The organism is Streptomyces sp. NBC_01803 (assembly GCF_035917415.1).
Classification (GTDB): domain Bacteria; phylum Actinomycetota; class Actinomycetes; order Streptomycetales; family Streptomycetaceae; genus Streptomyces.
Genome location: NZ_CP109073.1, coordinates 2,448,072 through 2,470,163, shown reverse-complemented (window position 1 = coordinate 2,470,163; position 22,092 = coordinate 2,448,072). Strand labels below are relative to the sequence as shown.

At 72.0% G+C, this 22,092-nt stretch carries 17 protein-coding genes; 9 read left to right on the top strand and 8 right to left on the bottom strand.

All coding sequences use genetic code 11. The features are described from left to right. Window positions 1–258: 258 nt before the first annotated feature. Window positions 259–1,047 carry a MerR family transcriptional regulator gene (locus OIE51_RS10670; protein ID WP_326597235.1) on the bottom strand — a complete coding sequence of 263 codons (789 nt, stop codon included), beginning with the start codon at window positions 1,045–1,047 and terminating at the stop codon, window positions 259–261. 122 nt (window positions 1,048–1,169) lie between these two features. Here OIE51_RS10670 and OIE51_RS10665 point away from each other — a divergent pair, with 122 nt between their 5' ends. From OIE51_RS10665 to OIE51_RS10655, 3 genes are all read left to right on the top strand, one after another. Further along, window positions 1,170–2,636: a flavin-containing monooxygenase gene (locus OIE51_RS10665; RefSeq protein ID WP_326597233.1), complete on the top strand. Its 1,467-nt coding sequence runs from the start codon at window positions 1,170–1,172 to the stop codon at window positions 2,634–2,636. Then, window positions 2,629–3,495, top strand: a complete 867-nt coding sequence (locus tag OIE51_RS10660; RefSeq protein WP_326597232.1) for an alpha/beta fold hydrolase — start codon at window positions 2,629–2,631, stop codon at window positions 3,493–3,495. Before OIE51_RS10665 ends, OIE51_RS10660 begins: the two co-directional genes overlap by 8 nt. A gap of 85 nt (window positions 3,496–3,580) precedes the next feature. Beyond that, on the top strand, window positions 3,581–4,468 hold the full coding sequence (locus OIE51_RS10655; RefSeq protein ID WP_326597231.1) for an SDR family oxidoreductase: 888 nt from the start codon (window positions 3,581–3,583) through the stop codon (window positions 4,466–4,468). A gap of 354 nt (window positions 4,469–4,822) precedes the next feature. Here OIE51_RS10655 and OIE51_RS10650 read toward each other — a convergent pair whose 3' ends face one another. The 4 genes from OIE51_RS10650 to OIE51_RS10635 form a co-directional block, all read right to left on the bottom strand. Continuing rightward, a complete protein-coding gene (locus tag OIE51_RS10650; protein WP_326597230.1) occupies window positions 4,823–6,190 on the bottom strand; it encodes a HEAT repeat domain-containing protein in 1,368 nt (455 codons plus the stop codon). Window positions 6,191–6,226: 36 nt separating this feature from the next. After that, entirely contained in the window at window positions 6,227–6,739 is a 513-nt protein-coding gene (locus OIE51_RS10645) for a pyridoxamine 5'-phosphate oxidase family protein (protein WP_326597228.1), read from the bottom strand. Window positions 6,740–6,888: 149 nt separating this feature from the next. Next, on the bottom strand, window positions 6,889–7,065 hold the full coding sequence (locus OIE51_RS10640; protein ID WP_326597227.1) for a hypothetical protein: 177 nt from the start codon (window positions 7,063–7,065) through the stop codon (window positions 6,889–6,891). Window positions 7,066–7,197: 132 nt separating this feature from the next. Beyond that, entirely contained in the window at window positions 7,198–10,716 is a 3,519-nt protein-coding gene (locus OIE51_RS10635) for a S41 family peptidase (RefSeq protein WP_326597225.1), read from the bottom strand. Between the two features lie 187 nt (window positions 10,717–10,903). On the opposite strand from OIE51_RS10635, the gene OIE51_RS10630 reads away from it, so the two are divergent. From OIE51_RS10630 to OIE51_RS10610, 5 genes are all read left to right on the top strand, one after another. Beyond that, window positions 10,904–13,156 carry an MMPL family transporter gene (locus OIE51_RS10630; RefSeq protein ID WP_326597224.1) on the top strand — a complete coding sequence of 751 codons (2,253 nt, stop codon included), beginning with the start codon at window positions 10,904–10,906 and terminating at the stop codon, window positions 13,154–13,156. Between the two features lie 246 nt (window positions 13,157–13,402). Then, a complete protein-coding gene (locus tag OIE51_RS10625; protein ID WP_326597223.1) occupies window positions 13,403–14,491 on the top strand; it encodes an energy-coupling factor ABC transporter permease in 1,089 nt (362 codons plus the stop codon). A 184-nt stretch (window positions 14,492–14,675) separates the two neighbouring features. Beyond that, window positions 14,676–15,434 (top strand): cobalt ECF transporter T component CbiQ, encoded by a 759-nt coding sequence (gene cbiQ / locus OIE51_RS10620; RefSeq protein WP_326600591.1) that lies wholly within the window; start codon window positions 14,676–14,678, stop codon window positions 15,432–15,434. Further along, a complete protein-coding gene (locus OIE51_RS10615) occupies window positions 15,431–16,189 on the top strand; it encodes an energy-coupling factor ABC transporter ATP-binding protein (protein ID WP_326597222.1) in 759 nt (252 codons plus the stop codon). The genes cbiQ and OIE51_RS10615 overlap by 4 nt, the downstream gene beginning before the upstream one ends. A 75-nt stretch (window positions 16,190–16,264) precedes the next feature. Further along, window positions 16,265–16,996, top strand: a complete 732-nt coding sequence (locus OIE51_RS10610) for a hypothetical protein (RefSeq protein WP_326597221.1) — start codon at window positions 16,265–16,267, stop codon at window positions 16,994–16,996. 74 nt (window positions 16,997–17,070) lie between these two features. On the opposite strand, the gene OIE51_RS10605 is transcribed toward OIE51_RS10610, so the two are convergent. The 3 genes from OIE51_RS10605 to OIE51_RS10595 form a co-directional block, all read right to left on the bottom strand. Then, a complete protein-coding gene (locus tag OIE51_RS10605; RefSeq protein WP_326597220.1) occupies window positions 17,071–18,021 on the bottom strand; it encodes a ribose-phosphate diphosphokinase in 951 nt (316 codons plus the stop codon). 59 nt (window positions 18,022–18,080) lie between these two features. Further along, window positions 18,081–19,733: a penicillin-binding transpeptidase domain-containing protein gene (locus tag OIE51_RS10600; protein WP_326597219.1), complete on the bottom strand. Its 1,653-nt coding sequence runs from the start codon at window positions 19,731–19,733 to the stop codon at window positions 18,081–18,083. Window positions 19,734–19,884: 151 nt separating this feature from the next. Continuing rightward, entirely contained in the window at window positions 19,885–21,111 is a 1,227-nt protein-coding gene (locus OIE51_RS10595; protein ID WP_326597218.1) for a helix-turn-helix transcriptional regulator, read from the bottom strand. Window positions 21,112–21,310: 199 nt separating this feature from the next. Here OIE51_RS10595 and OIE51_RS10590 point away from each other — a divergent pair, with 199 nt between their 5' ends. Continuing rightward, the gene (locus OIE51_RS10590; protein WP_326597217.1) at window positions 21,311–21,580 is read left to right on the top strand and encodes a hypothetical protein; all 270 of its coding nucleotides are present in this window, start codon (window positions 21,311–21,313) and stop codon (window positions 21,578–21,580) included. Window positions 21,581–22,092 lie beyond the last annotated feature (512 nt).

The window sequence follows — 22,092 nt, the reverse complement described above, 5'->3', positions numbered from 1 at the left end:
CCCAGGCGGTGGACGGCCCCGATCCGGGGTCCGTCCCCGAGTCTCCTTCCGGTCAGGCCCCAGACCAGACCCTCGGTCAGGCCCCAGACCAGGCCGTCGGCCAGACCCCTGGCCAGGCTCCCGATCAGGCCGTCGGCCAGACCCCTGGCCAGGCTCCCGATCAGGCTCCCGATCAGGCTCCCGATCAGGCCGCCGGCCAGGCTCCCGGCCAGGCCCCCGATCAGGCCGTCGGCCCGGCGGCCGGCGCCTGAGCCGTTCTCACCCGTCCTCGGCCGGCTCCGAAAGGTGCAGCTCCGCGCGTAGCTTCCGGTCGAAGGCGAGCGAGATCTCCGCGTACACCGCCTTCTTCACCAGCGGGCGCAGCCGGCCCAGCGTCTCGCCGAGCCGTTTCATGTCCTCCTCGGACACGGGCCCGTCCGCCCCGGCGGCCGGCCCGAGCGCCTCCGGCAGCACGTGCCGCCGCATCAGCTCGGTGAACGCCTCGGCCGCCGTGTCCACTTGGTCGCGCAGCTCGTGGCCCACCCGGAGGATGGCCGACAGCGGGATGCCCTCGCGGACCATGGCCGAGGACGACTCCAGCAGGTCCCGGCTGAGGTGCACGATCTCGTCGCCGTCCACCGCGATATAGCCGATGTCCAGCGCGGCGGCCAGGTTGTCCGCGTCCGACTCGCTGCCGTAGTACGCGGCCAGGTCCTCGGGGGTCAGCCGGACCGGCTCCTCCTCGCTCCAGGGGTGGGGTTCGGACAGGCCCAGCAGTTCGGCGGCCTGCCCCGCGTCCCGGCCGGCGGAGAACGCGGAGATCAGCTCGGCGATCCCGCCCAGCGTGTGACCGCGCGCGAGCAGCTCGGTGATGGTCCGGATGCGGGCCAGGTGGTGTTCGTCGTACCAGACGATCCGGCCCTCCCGGCGGGGCGGCGAGAAGAGCTTGCGCTCCTGGTAGAACCGCAGGGTCCGGACGGTGATCCCGGCCGCCTCGGCCAGCTCGGCGGCGCGGTACTCGCGCGGCCGGTCGGCGGATCTCTCCGTGCCTTCTCCCTGTATTCCCACACCCGCAGTTTAGGAGTGCCTACCCCCTACCCATGAGTAGGCTTCTCCTCTACTCTCCAATCATGCCAGTGAACGCTGGCAGGGTTAACGGCTTTGGATCGGGTCGGTTTCGGGAGGCTGGCATGCATGTGAGAGTGGCGGTGATCGGCGCGGGATTCGGCGGGCTCGGCGCCGCCGCGCGGCTGCGCCGTATGGGCATCACGGATTTCGTCGTACTGGAGAGGGCGGAATCGGTCGGCGGCGCCTGGCGGGACAACACGTACCCGGGCTGTGCCTGCGACGTGCCGTCCCACCTCTACTCGTTCTCCTTCGCGCCCAACGCGCGGTGGCCGCGGAACTTCTCGGGCCAGCCGCACATCCGGGCCTACCTGGAGTGGGTGACCGACACCTTCGGCCTGCGCCCGCACATCCGGTTCAACTCCGAGGTCGAGTCGGCCCGCTGGGACGACGAGGAGCTGCACTGGGTCGTCGAGTCGGCGAGCGGCACCTACACCGCCGACGTCGTCGTCTCCGCCTGCGGGCCGCTGTCCGACCCCAGGCTGCCGGACATCCCCGGGCTCGACCAGTTCCCCGGGCACGTCTTCCACTCCGCCCGCTGGGACCACGACTACTCGCTGCGCGGCAAGCGCGTCGCCGTCGTCGGCACCGGTGCCTCGGCGATCCAGTTCGTGCCCGAGATCGTCAAGGAGGTCGAGCACCTCACGGTCTTCCAGCGCACCGCGCCCTGGGTTCTGCCCCGGGCCGACCGGAAGATCACCGGCGTGGAGAGGTGGCTGCACGACAAGCTGCCGGTCACCCGCACCATGCGCCGCCAAGTTCTTTGGGGCCTCCGGGAGTTGCAGGTCGGCGCGTTCGCCAAGCGGCCCGACCTGATGCGCCCTGTCGAGGTGGTCGGCAAGCTCAACATGCGGCGCGCCATCAAGGACCCCGCGCTGCGGCGCCGGCTCACCCCCGACTACCGCGTCGGCTGCAAGCGCATCCTGCTCTCCAACGACTGGTACCCGGCGCTCGCCAGGCCGCACGTCGACGTCGTCGACGCCGGGCTGCGCGAGATACGCGGCTCCACGCTGATCTCCGCCGACGGCCGGGAGACCGAGGCCGACGTGATCGTCTTCGGCACCGGGTTCCAGGTCACCGACATGCCGATCGCCAGCCGGGTCAAGGGCAGTCGCGGCACCACGCTTGCCGAGGAGTGGCAGGGCGGAATGGTCGGGCTGCGCGGCACGACCACCACCGGATTCCCCAACCTCCTGACGATCATCGGTCCCAACACCGGCCTGGGCAACAGCTCGATGATCCTGATCATCGAGGCCCAGCTCAACTACCTGGCCGACTTCATGACCAAGCTGGACTCCCTCGGCGAGCCCGGCCGGGCGGCCCTGGCCGCGCGCCCCGAGGCGGTCAGCGCCTGGGACGACGAGATGCAGCGCCGGCTGAGCCGTTCGGTGTGGAACACCGGCGGCTGCGACAGCTGGTACCTGGGTCCCAACGGCCGCAACAGCACGGTGTGGCCCGGTACCACCGGCGAGTTCCGCCGCGTCACCCAAAACGTCGAGCTCAACGAATACGAGGTGCTGCGCCATGCCTGAACCGACCGCCAGCGAGCTGACCGTGACCTCCACGGGCGGCGCCCGTCTGCACACCGAGATCTTCGGCCCGGAGGAGGCGCCGACCGTGGTGCTCGCCCACGGCTGGACCTGTAACACCACGTTCTGGTACCCGGTGTTGCGCCACCTCGTCCCCGACTACCGCGTGGTCCTCTACGATCAGCGCGGCCACGGCCGGACGCCCGCCACCCCGGGCGCGAACGGCACCGCGGCGCTCGTCGACGACCTGGCCGCCGTGCTGGACGCCACCCTCAGGCCGGGTCGGCGCGCCGTCATCGCCGGCCACTCCATGGGCGCGATGACCATAGTCGCCGCCGCGGACCGCCCCGAGTTCCGCGACCGGGCCGTCGCCGCCGTGCTGTGCAGCACCGGCACCGACCGGCTGGCCGGCGAGGCGACCGCGCTGCCGCTGCGGCCGGGCAGCCTGCGCAAGCGGGGCAGCCGGACCTTCCTCACCACCAAGCTCTCCTACGGACCGGTCACGCCGGTCACCAAGGCGGTCATCCGCTACATCACGATGGGCAAGGGCGCCACCGCCGAGCAGCGCACCGAGGTGGCCCGCATCGTCGTCGCCGCGCCGCGCAAGGCGCGCGCCGAGTGGGGCGGAGTGCTCTACGAGCTCAACATCTCCGAGAGCCTGGGCCGCCTCGACATCCCCGTCACGATCATCCACGGCACCGCCGACCGGCTCACCCCGGTCGTGCACGCCCACCGCATGGCCGGCCGGCTGCCGAACCTCAAGGAGTTCGCCGAGCTGCCCGGCATAGGCCACATGACCCCGATAGAGGCCACGGACAAGGTCGCCGAGACGATCCGCGGCCTGGCCAAGGAATACCTGTGAGCGACGCCCGCGCGGCTGCCGGGCCGTACACGCCAACGATGGCCGCGTGCCGCCGCGCGAGCGGAGAAGAGAGCGGAGAGGCACTGTGAGCAACCGGAGAAGTCTGGTCGGACAGGTCGTCGTCGTCACCGGCGCCGCCCGGGGCATCGGGGAGTCGCTGACCAGGAAGCTGTCCGCCCGGGGCGCGAAGGTCGCCCTGGTCGGTCTGGAGCCGACCGCGCTGAAGGACGTCAGCGAGTCGCTGACCGGCGAGTCCGCGTACTGGCACGCCGACATCACCGACGCGGCGGCCATGGCCGAGGTCGCCGGCCAGGTGGCAGACCGCTTCGGCAAGGTCGATGTCGTGGTCGCCAACGCGGGTGTCGCGACGGGCGGTCCGTTCATCGACTCCGACGACGCCACCTGGCGGCGGGTCATCGAGGTCAATCTCATCGGCTCCGCCGTCACCTGCCGCGCGTTCCTGCCCGCGCTGAAGGACAGCCGGGGGTACTTCCTCCAGGTCGCCTCCTTCGCCGCGATGACCCCGGCGCCGATGATGAGCGCCTACTGCGCCTCCAAGTCGGGCGTCGAGGCGTTCGCCCACAGCCTGCGGCCCGAGGTCGGGCCGCTGGGCGTGCGGGTCGGCGTCGCGTACCTGACCTGGACCGACACCGACATGGTGCGCGGCGCGGACGAGGACGCGGTGATGCGGGACATGCGCAAGCGGCTGCCCTGGCCGGCCAACCGCACCTACCCGCTGGACCCGGCCGTCGAGCGGATCGTGTCGGGGATCGAGCGCCGCTCGGTCCACGTCTACGCCCAGCCCTGGGTGCGCGGCGTGGTGCCGCTGCGCGGCTACCTACCGTCCGTCATCGGCGGGTACTTCGGGCAGCGCGAGATCCGGCGCCTCATGCCCCGGTTCTCCGAGCTGTCCCGGCGTGGCCTCGTCGGCGCCGGCGGCGAGGCGGCCGAGCGGGAGAAGACCGGACACTGAACGGTCCGGACGGCGAACCCGCGCCCGGCCCGCCCCCCGCCCGGGCACCGCGCCGGGCCGGCGCCGCCGGGCCTGTGTTGCTGGGCCCGCGTTGCTCACCCGTGTCTGCTGGGCCTGTGTTGCTCGGCCGGCGTCGCTGGGCCTGTGTTGCTGGGCCTGTGTTGCTCGGCCGGCGTCGCTCGGCCCGTGTCGCTGGGCCGGTGTTGCTCGGCCCGCGCCGCTGGCCCGCGCCGCTGGGCCGGTGTTGCTCACCCGCGCGGGCTCGTCCGGCTCACCCGCGCGGGCTCGTCCGGCTCACCCGCGTCCGGCCACGGCCCGGCCCCGGCCCGGGCGGGGGCCGCTCACCCGCGCCGCTCATACGCACAGCGCGCCGCGTGGGTGCCCGTGCTCCCGGCCGCACGCGGTGAGCGCGAGCACCGCCCGGCCCGTCACCCGTGTCTGCGGCCCGATCGACGCCGGATCGACCGACGCCTGCCCGGCGACCTCCACGGCGGTGCGCTGCCCCGGCAGCCACAGCTCTCGCCGGATCTGCTCGTAGCAGGCGAGGAACGCCTCGGCGTCCGCCGCGTCGATGCCCTCCAGCAGGCGACGGGAGAACTCGCTCTCGTACGGCAGCCAGCACCTCGCCTCCGCCGGGTGCTCGGTCCCGATCTCGGCCTCCGGCTCGGCCGCGTCGTAGAACCGGACGACCTTGCCGCGCTCCCCGAAACACCAGGCGGTCCACTCGTCGCCGCACCGCATGCCGTACCAGTGGGTCACCCCGAAACGCCGGCTGAGCGCCGCGCACCGGCGGCGGACCCGGTGCCCCAGGGGCCGCCCGTCGGCCGGGTGGGCGTCCCCGGACGGGATGCCGAACACCAGCGTCCACCCGTCCAGCACCGGGCTGACATACACCCGCGCGCAGGTGCCGTGCCGCGCGCGCGGCCCGTTTCCCGTGTGCAGGTCGTGGCACCACGCGGAGGCGCCCAGACGCATCGTCACCGGCACCGGATCGGTCAGCCCGAAGGCGTCGAGCACGGCCTCCTGATCGCTGGTCGGCAGCGCGAACCAGGGCCCGCACGTGTGCATCGGCTCGGGGATCTCGCTCCGCGACTTGACGCTGATCAGCCGCCGCACCGCCGCCAGGTCCGTCTCGTCCAGCGCCGCCGGACCGCCCACCGCCGCCAGCACCTCCAGCGCGCCCGCGCGCGAGCGCGCGAACCCCGGCCACCGGCCGCGCCGCACCGCGTGCAGCAGCGGCACCACCCCGGGGCCGACCTCGCGCAACGCCCACACCGCGCCCTCCCGGACCTCGGGGACGGGATCGGCCAGCAACGGCAACAGCAGGTGCGCCTCGGACAGCGCGTCCCGGCCACGGCCCTGGAAGACGAACGCCGCGCTCTGCCTGACCTGCGGATGCGGATGCCGCAGCGCCGCGGCATAGACCCCGAGGCCCGGCACGTCCAGACCGGTGAACGCCCACCGGGCGCGCCGCAGCGCCGTCGGCGTCGGGGCGGCGGAGATGGCGTCCGCCAGCGGATCGAGGGCGGGCTGCCCGATCTTGCGCAGCAGCCACGCCGCGTCCGACCAGGCGACGGGCGCCTCGTCGTCCCACAGGGCGGCGAGCAGCGGCCCCACCGCCGTGGCGCCCAGGGCGATCAGCTCGCCGCGCGCCGTCTCCCTGACCGAGGCGTCATCACTGGACGCCTCGGCGATCAACCCCAGCAGTCGCCGGCTCTCCATGCTTTCGGAGCATAACGACCCCTACTGACATCTGGTTCAAAAACGCCAACGAGTCTGGCTGTAGGTGCCCTTACGGAACCCGAAGACTGTTTCCGGCTCGATCCGGAACGCGAGGACCGCGCCCCCCTCGGCGAGGTGCAGGGCGGCGTCGCGCGCGGTGAACGACCACTCCTCGCCGTACTTCGCCAGGTACGCCTTCGCGACGGCCGTCAGCGTCGTGTGGTCCGTCACCCGCCGGGCGCTGCCCCGCACCACGATGTCCAGGCCGTGCCCGAGGGTGTCCGTCCCGGTGGTCAGCGCGACCCGCCCACTCGCCTCCAGATTCCGCGCCTTCCGCTCCCCGGCGCCCGTCGTGAAGTGCGGCGCGCCGTCCAGCCAGACGGACAGCAGGGGCGTGACGTGCGGGCCGCCGTCCGGCAGGACGGTGGACAGCCAGAACACCTCCGCCGTCGTCAGCCGCTCGACCGCCTCCGCCCAGGGCGTCGCCGCCGCCCCCGGCTCGCTGTACCGCTCGTCCAGATCCGTCGTCAACGGCTCGTCGCCGACCATCGCTTCTCCTGGTGTGCTCTCGTTTCCCGCTTCATGAGGACTGACCGCTTTTCATGAGGACTGACCGCCGGGTGAGCAAAAGCTCATCGGAGCACGGAACGCGGAGGGGGCGCGCCCGCGTTCGGACGCGCCCCGCCGCGGGGTCGGACTCAGTCGTTCTCGCGGCGCTGCTTGGCCCGGTCCATGGCCTTCTGGCCGGCCTCCTTGCCCCGCTTCTTCATCTCGTCGGGGCTCTGTCCCTTCTCCTTCTGGTCGCCCTTGTTGCTCATGGCGTCCCGGGCGCGCTCCTGAAGCTCCTGGGCCTTCTCCCTGAACTGGTCTGCCATGCCCATGTGCACTCCTGACGTGTGAGACCGGTGAGCCGTGTCGGCCGGGTGGGCCGCCTCGGCCGGGTGGGCCACGTGGGCCGTGACCAGCGTGGCACGGCCCCGCGTTCTTCGCATTCCGGACTTTCCGCGCTAGGTCGCCGTGCGCGGCGGCAGCGGCGGACGGGAGCGGTCCGGGATGTCGCGGTACCCGGGCGGCGAGGACGCCGGGTGCTTCTCCAGCAGATCGACGGCCACCCGCACCGCCGTCTCCAGCACCGCCGGGCGGCCCTCCGCCCAGTCCACGGGCGAGCGCAGCGTCTCGATGTCGGGCGCCACGCCGTGGTTCTCCACGTCCCACCCGTAGGCGTCGAACCAGGCGGCGTTCATCGGAACGGTGATGCGCGAGCCGTCCACGAGCCGGTGGTTCCCGGTGATCCCGACCACCCCGCCCCAGGTGCGGCAGCCGACCACGGGCCCGAGGCCGAGCACCCGGAAGGCCGCTGTGATCATGTCCCCGTCGGACGACGTCGCCTCGTCGGCCACCGCGACGACCGGCCCGCGCGGCGCGTTCGACGTGTAGCTGACGGGCTGCGCGTTGCGGGTGAGGTCCCAGCCCATGATCGTGCGGCTCAGCTTCTCGATCACCAGCTCGCTGATGTGCCCGCCCGCGTTGCCGCGCACGTCCACGATCAGTGCCTCGCGCGAGAACTCCATCCGCAGGTCCCGGTTGAACTGGGCCCACCCCGAGCCACCCATATCCGGGATGTGCACATACCCGCACCGGCCCTCGCTCAGCTCCCGCACCACCTCGCGCCGCCTGGTCACCCAGTCCTGGTAGCGCAGCGGCCGGTCGTCCACCAGCGGCACCACCGCGATCCGGCGCCGCCGCCCGTCCTCCTCGGCGAACGTCAGCTCCACGCTGGTGCCCCCGGTGCCCGCCAGCAGCGGCCATGGCCCGGCGTCCGGGTCAACGGGCCGCCCGCCGACGTGCGTCAGTACCGCGCCCTCGCGAACGCCGCTGCCGGCCAGCGGAGATCGCGCTTTGGTGTCCGAGGAGTCACCCGGCAGCACCCGCGCGACCTGCCAGGAACGGTCCTTGGTGCGGGCGAAGTTGACGCCCAGCAGGCCCTGCGCCCGCTGATAGTGCGGCGGGCCCTCGTCGCGGCGCGCGGAGTACACGTAGGCGTGCGACGTGCCCAGCTCGCCCAGCGTTTCCCAGAGCAGATCGGCGAACTCGTCGGGGCTGGCGACCCGTTCGACCAGCGGCCGGTACTGGGCGAGCACCGTCGGCCAGTCCACGCCGCACATCCCCGGCTCCCAGAAGTAGTCCCGGACGATCCGGCCCGCCTCGTCGAACGCCTGCCGCCACTCGGCGGCCGGGTCCGCGACATGCACGATCCGCCGCAGGTCGACATGGACCGTCGAGTCGCTGTCGCCGCTCTCGGCGGCCGGCACCGCCCGCAGGTTCTCGTCCTCGCACACCACCAGCCGCGTCCCGTCACCGCTGGGCGCGAACCAGTCCACGTCGTCGGTGAGTTCGGTCCGTTTGGCCTTGGCCAGGTCGAAGTGCTCCAGCGTCGGCTTCCCCGAGGTGTCGTCGGGATTGACGAACGTCTCGCCCAGCGCGCCCGAGATCGGCCAGCGCAGCCACACCAGGCCGCCACCGCTGACCGGTTGGAGCGAGGAGTACTTCGAGGCCGCCACCGGGAACGGCGTCACGCGGCTGCTCAGCCCCTCGGCCTCCACCAGCACCGCGCCCTCCTCCCCGCCCGTGTCGGCCGGATCCAGCCCGCCGGCCGCCGGCCGGCCCTCGGGCGTGATGGCGAACGGTGAGCGGGTCGCGGAGGAGAGCGGGACCAGATACGGCCGGCAGCCCAGCGGGAACGACAGGTCGCCGGTGTGCACGTCGTAGACCGGGTCGAAGCCGCGCCAGGACAAGAACGCCAGATACCGGCCGTCCCGGGTGAACACCGGCTCCTCGTCCTCGAAACGGCCGTCCGTGACATCGAGGATCACCGGTTCGGCGGACGTCAGGCGCGCGATCTTGATCTGGCTGAGCGACCGCCCGATGCCCGGGTGCGCCCAGGTCAGCCAGGCGGAGTCGGGCGAGAACGCGAGATCCCGCACCGGCCCGTTCACCGACCGGATCAGCTCCCGGACCTCACCCTCGGCGGACACCGCACCGTCCCCGGCCCCCTCGGTCTGCCGGGTCTCCCCGGCTTCCCCGGCTTCCCCGGCCCCCTCGGTCTCCCGGGTCTCCTCTTCAGGCCCCTCGGTCTCCTCGGCCTCTCCCTCTCCGGCCGCCTCCTCCGGCTCGCCCCCCGGCTCGTCCTCCGGCCCGTCCTCCGGCTCGTCCTCCGGCAGCGCCGGGGTCTCCGGCACGCCGATGACGAGCAGCCGTCCGTCGTGCGTGGCCACCGCCAGCGTCTGGCCGTCCGGCGACGCGGTCAGCTCCAGCACCCGGCCCAGCGCCCCGGGGGACAGCCCGAGCCGGCGCGGGTCCTGTCCGCCGCTGGCCCGGGGCAGGTAGGCGATCTCGATGCTGTCCTCGCCCGCCGCGTCCGTGACGTACGCGATCCGCCCGGTGTCCCCGAGCATCTCCGGCGACCGCACCCGCACGCCCGGCGTGGCGGCGAGGGCACGCGCCGGCCCGTCGCGGTGGGTGAGCCAGTACAGCGCGCCCCGCACGCTCAGCGCGCTGGCCCGGCCGGTGGCGTCCACGGTGAGCGCGTCGATGGTGCCCGAGGTCCGCACCTGGTACGGGCGGCGGCCGGTGCGCGGCCCGCCGAGCCGCACGTTGAGCCGACGGGGGACGGAACCGGGCGCGAGGTTCTCCGCGAGCCACAGATCCCCGCCGCACTGGTAGATCACCCGCCGCCCGTCCGTCGCGGCGTGCCGGGCGTAGAAGGCGTCGTGATCGCTGTGCCGCCACAGCTCCGAACCGTCCGGGCGGCAGGAATAGAGGTTCCCCACTCCCTCGTGGTCGGAAAGGAAGGCGATCCGGTCACCGACGAACATCGGGCTGTCGAGGTGGCCCTTCAGGTCCGGCAGCAGCCGCTGCCCGTGCAGCCACAGCTTGCCCATCGCGCCACCGCGGTAGCGCTTCCAGTCGGCCGGCTCGTGCGGCGCCTTCCCGGTCAGCAGCAGCGTGCGCCGCTCGCCGCCGCAGCCGTTGACCGCGATGTCGGCCACCGGCCCCCACGGGAGCTGCTCGCCGGGACCGCCCTCGACCGGCACCGTGTAGGCCCAGGTGAAGTGCGAGAACGGCTGATTGTGCGACCCCACGGCCAGGACGCGGCTGACGCCGGGGCCGTCGTCCGGTGTCCAGCCGCAGACCCTGGTGTCGTAGGAACCCCAGTGGCTGAGCTGGCGGACCGGGCCGCCGTCCACCGGGGCGAGGTGAATCTCCGGATCCAGCGTCCGCCAGCTGGTGAACGCGATGTGGCGCCCGTCCGGGGAAAAGCGCGGCGGACCGACCCGGGTACGATCGGCCGTGAGCCGCCAGGCCCGTGGGACGTCACGGTCGGCGGTGGGCAGCGGTGCCAGCCAGAGATCGTCCTCGGCGACAAAACACAGCAGTTCACCATGAAGATGCGGGAAACGCAGATATCCGTCACACTCCTCGGATTGTTTCGGGGGGACGGCGGATGAGTTGGATTCGTCGCTCACGGTTCCATGCTTCGGTTCGCCGATAGCCCCGGCAAGTCACAAAGAGGCGGCGGGTGTGATCTGGGTCACATTTGGCCCTGTCCGCTCATCCTGCGGTGCTGGTGGCGCGTCTCGTGCCATGAGCTGACACCTCTTTTCTGCTCTTTGCTTTGTTGATCCACGACACCCGGACAGGAGAACCTGCCCCGTGGCTACGTTTCTGTACAAACTCGGCCGCCTGTGCTTCAGACGCCGCTGGTGGGTGGTGCTGCTGTGGGTGGCGCTGCTCTTCGGCATCGGCGCCGGCGCGGCCTCGTCCAGCGGGGCGGTAGCGGAAGACTTCGCACTGCCCGGCACCGAGTCGCAAGAAGCCCTCGACCTGATGGAGGAGGAGTTCCCCGAAGCGAACGCGGACGCGCTCGAAAGCACCGTCGTCTTCGAGGTCCCCGAAGGTCAGGACATCGCCGGCGCGCAGTACGCGGAGGCCGTGCGCTCCGTGCTCGCCGAGCTGGAGTCCGGCGACAAGGTGGTCGGCGTCACCGACCCCTACGCCGACGACAACGCCAATGTCAGCGAAGACGGGACCATCGCCTACGCGACGGTGGACTACGACGCGGGCTTCGGCGACATCACCGATGAGATGCACGAGCAGCTCATGGCCGCCCTCGAAACCGGCCGTGACGCGGGGATGACCGTCGAGGCCGGCGGTCAGGTGGCCCTCGGCGAGGAGGAGATGGGCAGCGCCGCCGAGATGATCGGCCTGGGCGTCGCCCTGGTGGTCCTCTTCATCACCTTCGGCTCGCTGATCGCCGCCGGGCTGCCCGTCATCACGGCCTTCATCGGCGTGATGGCCGGCACGCTGGGCATCACCGCGCTGAGCACGGTCTTCGACCTGACCGAGACCACCGGCATCCTGGCCAGCATGATCGGCCTGGCGGTCGGCATCGACTACGCGCTGTTCATCGTCTCCCGGTACCGGGCGGAGCTGATCGAGGGGCACGAGCGCGACGAGGCGGTCGGCCGTGCCGTGGGCACCGCCGGTTCCGCGGTCGTCTTCGCGGGCCTCACGGTCGTCATCGCGCTGGGCGGTCTGGCGATCGTCAACGTCCCGCTGCTGACCAAGATGGGTCTGGCCGCCGCCGCCACCGTGGCGCTGGCCGTCCTCATCGCGCTGACCCTGGTCCCCGCCGCGCTGGCCCTCACCGGCAAGCGCATCTTCGGCCGCCGGGTCCGCCAGGCCAACCCGGGGACCGGCGTCCCCACCGGCCTGACGAAGAACGGCAAGGAGAACCGCGGCGTGCGCTACGCCCGCGGGATACTGCGCCGTCCGGCCCTCGTGCTGGCGGTCTCGATCATCGGCCTGGGCGTGCTCGCCGCGCCGGTCGCCGGGATGGAGCTGGGCCTGCCGGACGACGGCACCCAGCCCGAGGAGTCCACGCAGCGCAAGGCGTACGACATGCTGAGCGAGGGCTTCGGCCCGGGCTTCAACGGCCCGCTCATGCTGTCGCTGGAGGCCGGGGACGGCACGGACCTGGCCAGTGCCGCCGACACCGTGTCGGCGGAGCTGGACGGCACCGAGGGCATCGTGGGCACGGCGCCCGCCATGTTCAACAGCGACGGCACGATGGCGACGGTGCTCGTCTTCCCGTCCACCGGCCCCTCCGACCACGACACCGCCGACCTGGTCCACCACCTGCGCGACGTCGTCGTGCCCGGACTGGAGTCGGACACCGGCACGGACATCCTGGTCACCGGCGCCGCCGCGATCAACATCGACTTCTCGCAGGTGATGACCGACGCGCTGGTGCCGTACCTGGCCCTGGTGGTCGGCCTGGCGTTCCTCCTGCTGATCCTGGTCTTCCGTTCGATCGTGGTGCCGCTGAAGGCCGCCCTCGGCTTCCTGCTGTCCGTCCTGGCCGCGCTCGGCGCGGTGGTGGCGGTCTTCCAGTGGGGCTGGGGTGCCGGGCTCATCGGGGTCGAGGAGACCGGCCCGATCATGAGCATGATGCCGATCTTCATGGTCGGCGTGATCTTCGGTCTCGCCATGGACTACGAGGTCTTCCTCGTGACCCGCATGCGCGAGGCGCATGTGCACGGCGAGGACGCCCACCAGTCGGTGGTCACGGGCTTCAACCTGAACGCCCGGGTGGTCACGGCCGCCGCCATCATCATGATCAGCGTCTTCGCGGGCTTCGCGATCCCGACCGACGACTCCATGGTCAAGATGATCGGCTTCGGTCTGGCCGTCGCCGTTCTGCTGGACGCCTTCGTGGTCCGGATGACGATCGTTCCGGCCGTCATGGGCCTGATCGGCGAGCGGGCGTGGTGGCTGCCGAAGTGGATCGACCGCGTCATGCCGAACGTGGACGTCGAGGGCGATTCGCTGGAGAAGTACCTGAAGGCCAACGGCAAGGGCCGGGACGCCGTCAAGCGCGATCGGGAGCCCGCTTCCGTGAGCTGACCGGTCCCTCGCGCTGACCGGGTCTTGTGACGAAGCCCGGCACCGGAGCCCCCGTGGCGTCCCGGTGCCGGGCTTCGACACATCTTCGTATCTTCATTCCGTCATCAGATGTGTGACGGACGCTCTTGCAAGGAGTTCGCAACAGGGCTTTATTATCAAGGAGTGGTGGCCGCCGGGCGGTCCCGCCGCGCCCGCGCCCCCCCACTGACCCACTGACCGCCCCGTGCCACGGAGAGCGAGACCGCCATGCACGTCCCCGACGGATTCCTCAACGCACCGGTCTCGTTGGCCACCGGCGCGGTCGCCGCCGCCGCGGTCGCCATCTCGCTGCGCGGGGCCCGCCGCGAGCTGGAGGAGCGCGCCGCGCCGCTGGCCGGCCTGGTCGCCGCGTTCGTCTTCGCCGTCCAGATGCTCAACTTCCCGGTGGGCGCCGGGACCAGCGGACACCTGCTGGGCGGCGCGCTCGCCGCCATCCTGGTCGGACCGTTCACCGCCGTGCTCTGCCTGTCCGTCGTGCTGCTGACACAGGCCCTGCTCTTCGCCGACGGCGGCCTCACCGCGCTCGGCACCAACATCACGCTCATGGGCGTGGTCACCGTCGTCGTCGCGCACGCCGTCTTCCACGGCCTGGCGCGCGTGCTGCCGCGCGGTCGCCGCTCGGCCGGGATCGCCGCGTTCACCGCCGCGTTCCTCTCGGTGCCGTGCTCCGCCATCGCGTTCACCGGCCTCTACGCGATCGGCGGCACGGCCGACGTCTCGCTGGGCCGGGTCTTCGCCGCGATGACGGGCGTGCACCTGCTGATCGGGCTCGGCGAGGCCGCGATCACCACGGCCACGGTCGGCGCCGTGCTGGCCGTCCGCCCCGACCTGGTGCGCGCCGCGTCCGGCCTGGTCCGCCCGGCCCTGGAGATCCGCGGCGGCGGCGCCCCCGCCCCCGCCCCCGCCGCCGTGCCGGTCGCGGTGGCCCCGGCCGCGGCCCCGCGTCGTTCGCCGCGCCCGCTGTGGCTGGCCGGCGTCGCGGTGACGCTGGTCTGCGCCGCGTTCGTCAGCTTCTACGCCTCCGCCGCCCCGGACGGCCTGGAGCGGGTCGCCACCGACGAGGGCATAGCCGAGCGGGCGGAGGAACACGACCTCGCCGACTCACCCCTGGCCGACTACGGCGTCGAGGACATCGACGACGAACGCCTCTCGGTCGGCCTGGCCGGCGCGGCGGGCGTCGCCCTCACCCTGGCCGCCGGCACCGGGATCTTCCTCGTGGTCCGCCGCCGCACCACCGTCCCGGCCCCCACCCCCGAGCACGGGGCCGAGCCCCGGCCCGAGCCGGAAAGGGTCTGACCGGGTGCCGCCACGCGACGATCCGGCCGCGCTCCCGGGCGGGAGCGCCGCCACGACCGCCATGGACGTCCCGCCCGCCCGATCGGTGAGCGCTTCGGGGGCGTCGTCGGCCGACGCCACGTCCCGGCCCGCCTCCGCCGACCCGGGCCGGCGCGTCGTTCTGTCCGCTCCCACCAAGCGGCGGGTGCCCGCCGGGGCGCGGGGTCTCTACCGGCCCGGTGACTCCCCGGTGCACGCCCTGCCCGCGCACTGCAAGCTCGTCGCCGTCTTCGGCTTCGTCCTCGTCGTCGTCGCCACGCCCCGCGAGGCGGTCTGGGCGTTCGGCGCGCACGCCGCGCTGCTCGCCGCCGTCGCCGCGACCGCGCGCCTCACGCCGGGCTTCGTCCTGCGGCGGATGCTCATCGAGCTGCCGTTCGTCACCTTCGCGCTGCTCCTGCCGTTCCTCGCCGAGGGCTCCCGGGTCACCTGGCTCGGGCTCTCGCTGAGCGAGTCCGGGCTGTGGAGCGCGTGGAACATCCTCGCCAAGGGCACCATCGGCGTCGCCGCCTCCGTGCTGCTCGCCGCCACCACCGAGCTGCGCGACGTTCTCCTCGGGCTCCAGCGCCTGCGGCTGCCACCGCTCCTGGTGCAGATCGCCGCGTTCATGCTCCGCTACGCCGACGTGATCTCCGACGAGCTGCGCCGGATGCGCGTCGCCCGCGAATCGCGGGGCTTCACCGCGCGCGGCGTCCGGCAGTGGGGCGTGCTCGCCAAGACCGCCGGCGCGCTGTTCATCCGCTGCTACGAGCGCGGCGAGCGCGTCCATCTCGCCATGCTCAGCCGGGGATACACCGGGACCGCGCCCGTCATCGACCGGCTCACGGCCGGCCGCGCCACCTGGGCCCGCGCCGCCGCCCTCCCCGCGACGGCGCTCGTGGCCTGTGTGCTGGGATGGACCCTATGACCCAGCCCGCCGACAGCCCCGTGCTCGCGGTGGCCGGCCTCGCCTACGCCTACCCGGACGGGCATCAGGCCCTGTTCGGCGTCGACCTCACCCTCGCGCGCGGCGAGCGCGTCGCGCTCCTCGGCCCCAACGGCGCGGGTAAGACGACCCTCGTGCTCCACCTCAACGGCATCCTCACGGCCGGCGCGGGCAGCGTCCACGTCGCCGGGCTGCCGGTCCGCGCGGACACCATGGGGGAGATCCGCCGCCGTGTCGGCGTCGTCTTCCAGGACCCCGACGACCAGCTCTTCATGCCGACCGTCCGGGACGACGTGGCGTTCGGCCCGGCCAACGCGGGCGTGCGCGGTGCCGAGTTGGACGCCCGGGTGACGCGGGCGCTCGATCGCGTCGGCATGGTCGGCTTCGCCGACCGGCCGCCGCACCACCTCTCGTTCGGGCAGCGGCGGCGGGTCGCCGTCGCCACTGTGCTCGCCATGGACCCGGAGATCCTGGTGCTCGACGAGCCCTCGGCCAACCTGGACCCGGCCGCCCGCCGGGAACTGGCCGACATCCTGCTCTCGTTGGACCTCACGGTCCTCATGGTCACCCATGACCTGCCGTACGCGCTGGAGTTGTGCCCGCGGTCGGTCATCCTCAGCGAGGGCGTGCTCGCCGCCGATGGCCCGACGCACGAACTCCTGTCCAACGACGAGCTGTTGAAGCGTCACCGACTTGAGCTCCCGTTCGGCTTCGATCCCTCGGCGGCCCGTCGCTGACGCCGCCCGGCGGCCTGCTAGTATGCGACGCCATTCCCGGCGGGGGGCTGGGGAAGCGGATCTCTGGAGGCGGCGGTGCGGCGCAGATCAACGGCGGCTCTCAGCCTCGCGGCCGTCCTCACTCTGGCGGCCTCGGTCGGCCCGCCCGCGCGGGCCGGGGACGAGGGCTGCGGACCCGACATCCCGGCCGCCGGCGCGGCCCCGGAGACGCTGAGCAGCGCCACGTTGAGCACCGATGAGACGCTGGTCGGGCTCGGCTGCCTGATCATGGTCAGCGATCCCCTTCTCCCGGCCGCCGACGGCGTGTACGTGTCCCCGCCGGACGTCCATGTGATCGGCATCGTCAACGGCCGCGAGCGCTGGGTCGCGATCGTCGACTGGAAGTGGGACACCATGCCCGGCTACCCGATGCCGGGCGCGCAGTCCGTGGCCACCTGGTTCAACGTGCCGGTGACCCCGATCCTCCAGGTCGTCCACTACAGCGGCAGCACCTCCCGGTTCCCCAACGCCAGCCGTGAGGACGCCGCCGAAGTGGGCCCGTACGGCGTCGCGTTCCTGCTCCAGCCGCGCAAGTCCGGCTCCGACATGAACGTCGCGACCGGCCGCGCGGCCGTCGTCTTCGAGACCGCGGCGGGCACCTGCCGTGAGCTGACGGCGCGCGGCGCGTTCGCCCACGCCTGGGGCGGCTCGGCCGTCACGGGGATCGATGTGCACGCCTCGGGCGCGACGTTCGACTGGTCCGGCAGGATGTCCGACCGCGCGCTGACGATCGGCGAGTCGACGAGCGTGAGCGGCTTCTGCCCCTAGCCCCCAGTCCCCAGCCCCGGCCCCCCGGCTCTCAGCCCCCGGCCCTTCGGCCGCGGTTCCTCAGCCCCCGGCTCTCAGGACTGGTTCTGGTCGAAGAGGGCGCTGACCGATTCGCCGTTGTGGATGCGGCGCATCGCCTCGGCCAGCGCGGGGGCGATGGACAGCACCCGCAGCTTGCCGGTGTGCTCCTCGGTCGGGATCGGGACCGTGTTGGTGCACACGATCTCCAGCACGCCGGGCTCCTCGCTCAGCCGCTTGAGCGCGCCGTTCGAGAACAGCCCGTGCGTGCAGGCGATCCGGATCGACCCGACGCCGAACTCGCGCAGCCGCTGGAGCAGTTCGATGACGGTACTGCCCTTGGCGATCTCGTCGTCCAGCACGATCACGTCGCGCCCGGCGACCTCGCCGATGACCGAGCTGATTTGCACCCGGTCGTCGCTGAACCGCTGCTTGGCGCCCGCCGCCACCGGCACACCCAGCATCCGCGCGAACGCCGCGGCTTCCTTGGCGTTGCCCAGGTCGGGGGAGACCACCACCGTGTTGGCCAGGTCCTGGCCCCGGAAGTGCGCGGCCAGCTCCCGCAGCGCGTGCAGGTGGTCCACCGGGATGTTGAAGAAGCCGTGCACCTGCGGCGAGTGCAGCGTCATGGCCAGCACCCGGCTCGCCCCGGCCGTCACCATCAGATCCGCCATCAGTCGCCCGCCGATCGAGATGCGCGGCGCGTCCTTCTTGTCGGAACGGGCGTACGAGTAGTGCGGCATGACCACGGTCGTCCGTGCCGCCGAGGCGCCGCGCGCGGCGTCCAGCATCAACAGCAGCTCCACCAGGTGCTCCTGCACCGGCCGGACCAGCGGCTGGATGAGATACACGTCCCGCTCCCGGCAGTTGGCCTGGAGCTGCACCTGAAGGCAGTCGTTGGCGAAACGGTCCACCCGGGTCGGCAGCAACGGCACACCGAGATGCGCGCAGACCTCGGCGGCCAGCTGGGGATGGGCGCTGCCACTGAATACGGCTATCTCGCGCACGGTCCGGTACCTCCTCATGGGCCCGGAGCAACCCTACTGTGCCGCCGGAACCGCCCGTTTCAGGAGCCCGCCCGCAGCACGTCCGCCACCACCGGCCCGGCGAACTCGCCGCCGTGCCCGGAGTTCGGCACCACGGCCGCCACCGCCAGGTCGTTGCGGTACGCGGTGAACCAGGCGTTCGGCTTGTCCTGCCCGTCCACCTCGGCCGAACCGGTCTTGGCGCCGACATCGCCGCCGAGACCCGCCATCGCGCCGGCGGCCGTCCCGTTGACGGCGGTCCGGTTCATCAGCGACCTCAACTCCTGCGCGGTGGCGCCGGACAGCCCCCCCGACGCCTGCGCGAGCTGCCGCCCGTCGAACTCCGCCGGCACCAGATACGGCTGGCGGAAGCCGCCGTTCTTCACGGTCGCCGAAACGGAGGCCATGGTCAGCGGGCTCATCCGCACGCCGCCCTGGCCGATGAGTGAGGCGGCCATCTGCGCGTCCGACTGGGTGGGCACCGCGCCGTCCATCGTCGTCACGCCCACCTGCCAGTCGAGGCCGAGCCCGAAGGCGTCCCGGGCCTGGTTGCCGAGGTCGGCGTCGCCCAACTCCGGTGCCTGGCTGATGAAGGCGGTGTTGCAGGACCGGGCGAAGCTGTCCGCGAAAGTGCCGTTCGGGATCTCGAACTCGTCGTCGTTCTGGAACCGCCAGCCGCCGTACTCGAAGTGCTTGGGACAGGGGTGCGCCCTGCCGGCCGAGGCCAGGCCCCGGTCGATGAGCAGCGACGAGCTCACGATCTTGAACGTCGAGCCGGGCGCCCAACTGCCTTCCAGCGCGCCGTTGAAGCCGTCGGCCGGGTTGTTGGCGACCGCCTGGACCGCGCCGGTGCTGGGCTGGATCGCGACGACCGAGGCCCGGCTACTGGCCGCGACCGCCTCCTCGGCGGCCCGCTGGATCGCCGGGTCGATGGTGGTCGGCACCTGCCCCGGGGACGGCTCGGCGATCTCCAGCAGGGAGGCGACGGTCTCGCCCTCCCCGTCCACGATCCGCGTCTCGGCCCCGGCGCTGCCGCCCGCCTGCTCGCCGTACCGCTCCTGGAGATCGGCGAGTATGGGGACCAGCGACGGATACTCCTCGCCGTCGATCACCTCGCCGTTCTTGTCCAGCACCTCGACCGGCGGTACCTCACTGACCGGTCCGGTCTGGATGGACTGACCCTCGGCGAGGTCGGGGTGCAGGACGGTCGGCGCCCAGGCCACGACGGCCTCGCCGCTCACGCTGTCCCGGACGACGGTCAGCGCGGAGTCGTAGGCCAGCTCGCCCCGCTCGCCCTCGTACGCGACGGCGGCGTTGACGGAGAACGGCACCTCGCCGTCGCTGGGCGTCCCCGCCTCAAGCGTCAGCTCCTCGATCCCGGCGTCGGCGGCGAGCGCGGTCAGCGCGGCCTCCGCCTTGTCGGGCGCGTCGGTGAGGGCGGCGGCCGTGGCGGCGTCACCTCCCGCCCAGGCGTCGAGGAAGGCCCCGGCGGTGGCCAGCACCTCGTCGGCGGTCGGCGGCCCGGTCTCGACCTCCGGCCCGGTCTCGCCCGGCAGCTCGTCCGAGGTCGCGGCGACGGTGCCCGCCTTGTCGGCGTCGTCACCCCCGATGAGGGCGTACGCCCCGAACCCCACAGCCGACACGACGGCCACACAGACCCCCGAAACGACCGCGACCCGCTGCCCGTTGCGCATGTTCGCCCTGCCCTGCCCTAAATGAAGACCCCTCCGGGAAGCGCAGCCTACCCGCTACGCGCCCCGGGCCTTCACGCGCGCCGCGACATGGACAGGGCGGTCGCCACGGGGCGGCGGAGTGTGCGCCGGACGGCCCGCCGAGCCCGGCCGGTCAGCGGGGAAGCTGTTGCATCTGCTGGTACGCGTCACGCAGGTCGGACGCTCCCCGGAGGGCTCTGGCCTCGATGGCCCGGACCACCTCCAGGGCCCGCCAGTAGTTGGAGGGGGCCACCCGGCCGGAGAGTATGGCCTGCGCCGCGGCGTCGGACGCCTCATCGACACGGTCGTTCCCCAGCAAGGCCAAGGCGAGATCGATATGAGCGGAGGCCACTCTGCGTGGCCATCGGCTCACATCGCCCGGCGGCGAGAGTCGGGCGATGACCTCGCGTGCATACCGCTCTGCCGCCGGGTCCTCCACCCAGGCCAGCGTCGTAGCCGTGTAAGCGAGGGACTTCCGGGGGTCGTACTGGTAGTGGTGCTCCGGGCGATTGAGCACTTCGAGCTTGGCGGACATGTGCTGAACTCGGCCGATGGCCGCGTAGGTCTCCTGCGTCTGCCCGAGCCGTGCTCGCGCCCGTCCCTCCTGGGCGACGGCCTGTATCGCCACGGAACTTCCCCGAGGGGCGTATCGCTGGGCTCGTTGGGACAGTTCCAGGGCTCGGTTGTACTCGCCATCCGTCAGCACCCGCCAGGCGTCCGTCTCGAAGCACCACGCTTGGATCTCCGAGTGCTCGGCCTGCCGCGCCAGGGAGATCGAGGTACGCAATCGGGCTGTGGCGGCACTCTGTTGGTTGAGATCGATATGCAGGGTGGCTCCGAGGAGAGAGAACCATCCCCCGATGACCAGCAGGTGGCGCTGCTCACGAAGGGTTTTCCGAGCATCCATGAGATGGGCCACATAGCGCAGGTGACGGCGAACGTCGTTCAGTAGATCCTGAGGCGGTGCCTTTGGATAGGCGATGGCCAGGTCATCGAAGGCGCTCGCCAGGCGGTCCAGGGTCTCTCGTCCTACATCGCTGGCCTCGACTCGCCGTGCCAATTCCAGTGCGTCCAGCTCGTCGTGCTCGTGCTCGTGCTCGTGGTCGTGGTGGCAGGCGGTGGCACTCTCGGAAAGCCGCTTCAGCGTTGCTTCGTCGCCCGCGAGGAGAGAGTCGAGTTCGGTGGCGGTGATCTCAAGCAGTTCGGAGATGCGGGGGCGGAGCCATGGCTGCGGTTCGTTGGAGCCGTTCTCCCAGCGCTGCACCGTGGTGCGATCCGTCCCGAGCGCTTCCGCGAATCTTTCTTGCGTGAAGCCGCACGCCTTCCGGCGCTTGGCCAGTCCGGGACGCTTGATCGCCATGCCGGTCCTCCGTCCGAGTGCCGTCTGCCCAGCTCAGCGTATCCGCTGCGGCTTTCCCGCGGCAGTGATGCCGCTTGTCTGCCGTGGCTTGGAAAGGCGCGGCCCGGTTTCCTTGCTGAACGGCCACTCCGCCGACACTCCGGTGCCGCCGGGCTATCGGCCCGGAGGCGCAGATCACCTGAACGAAGGACAGGCAGCCATGGCAGAGACAGCACCGGGACGAGCGGCGGCCGACGAAGTGGCGTTCCTGCACCGTGTCTACGGCAGCGAGTGGCCCCGGCTCGGCCCCTTCCACCGACGGAGAGTCCGTGACCGCGTGACCGGTGAGGAAGGCACGTTGCGTGACGTGATGGTCTGGTGGAACGGAGAGAAAAGGGAACGGACCGAGATCTTCATCCGGCCCCCCGGTGGCGGGTACGAGTGGCCTACGGCTCCGGAGAACGTGGAATTCCTGCGGGAGACGACGTGAAGCACTCGTTATCGCCGATCCTGATAAGGCGCCCTTCCGGAATTTTCGGCCAGAGCCAGTCGCAGAGGTGTGAGGGGCAAAACATGGGAAGCGAGTGCAGGCATCCCGGGGAGCTCAGGGATTCGCCGGAGGGCAAACGGTGCCCGGTCTGTGATCAGCTCATCTATCTACCGAGGAAGCGCCCCATGCCGGCGGGCACGGGGCAGCCTGGGGGCAGTGAGAAGGGGGAGAAGTGAATCAGGGACTGAACGGAAAGGCGGCGCGGAACTGGGTGGTCGCCAACCGAGAAACGGTCGTGGCGCGTTATGTGCTCGGCAAGGTGCCGATGAGTAGCCTCGCTCGAAGTCTCGGCGTTTCCGCCACGTGGCTCACCAGCCAATTCGACGCCTGGAGCGTGCCCCGACGGGGAAGAGCCGAGGCGTCGGCGCTCCGTGGTCCCGGGGTCGATCCGTACGCACCCGGCTAGAGAGCGCCGCTGCGAACGGCGAAGGCGGGCAAGCCCCGCCCGTGCC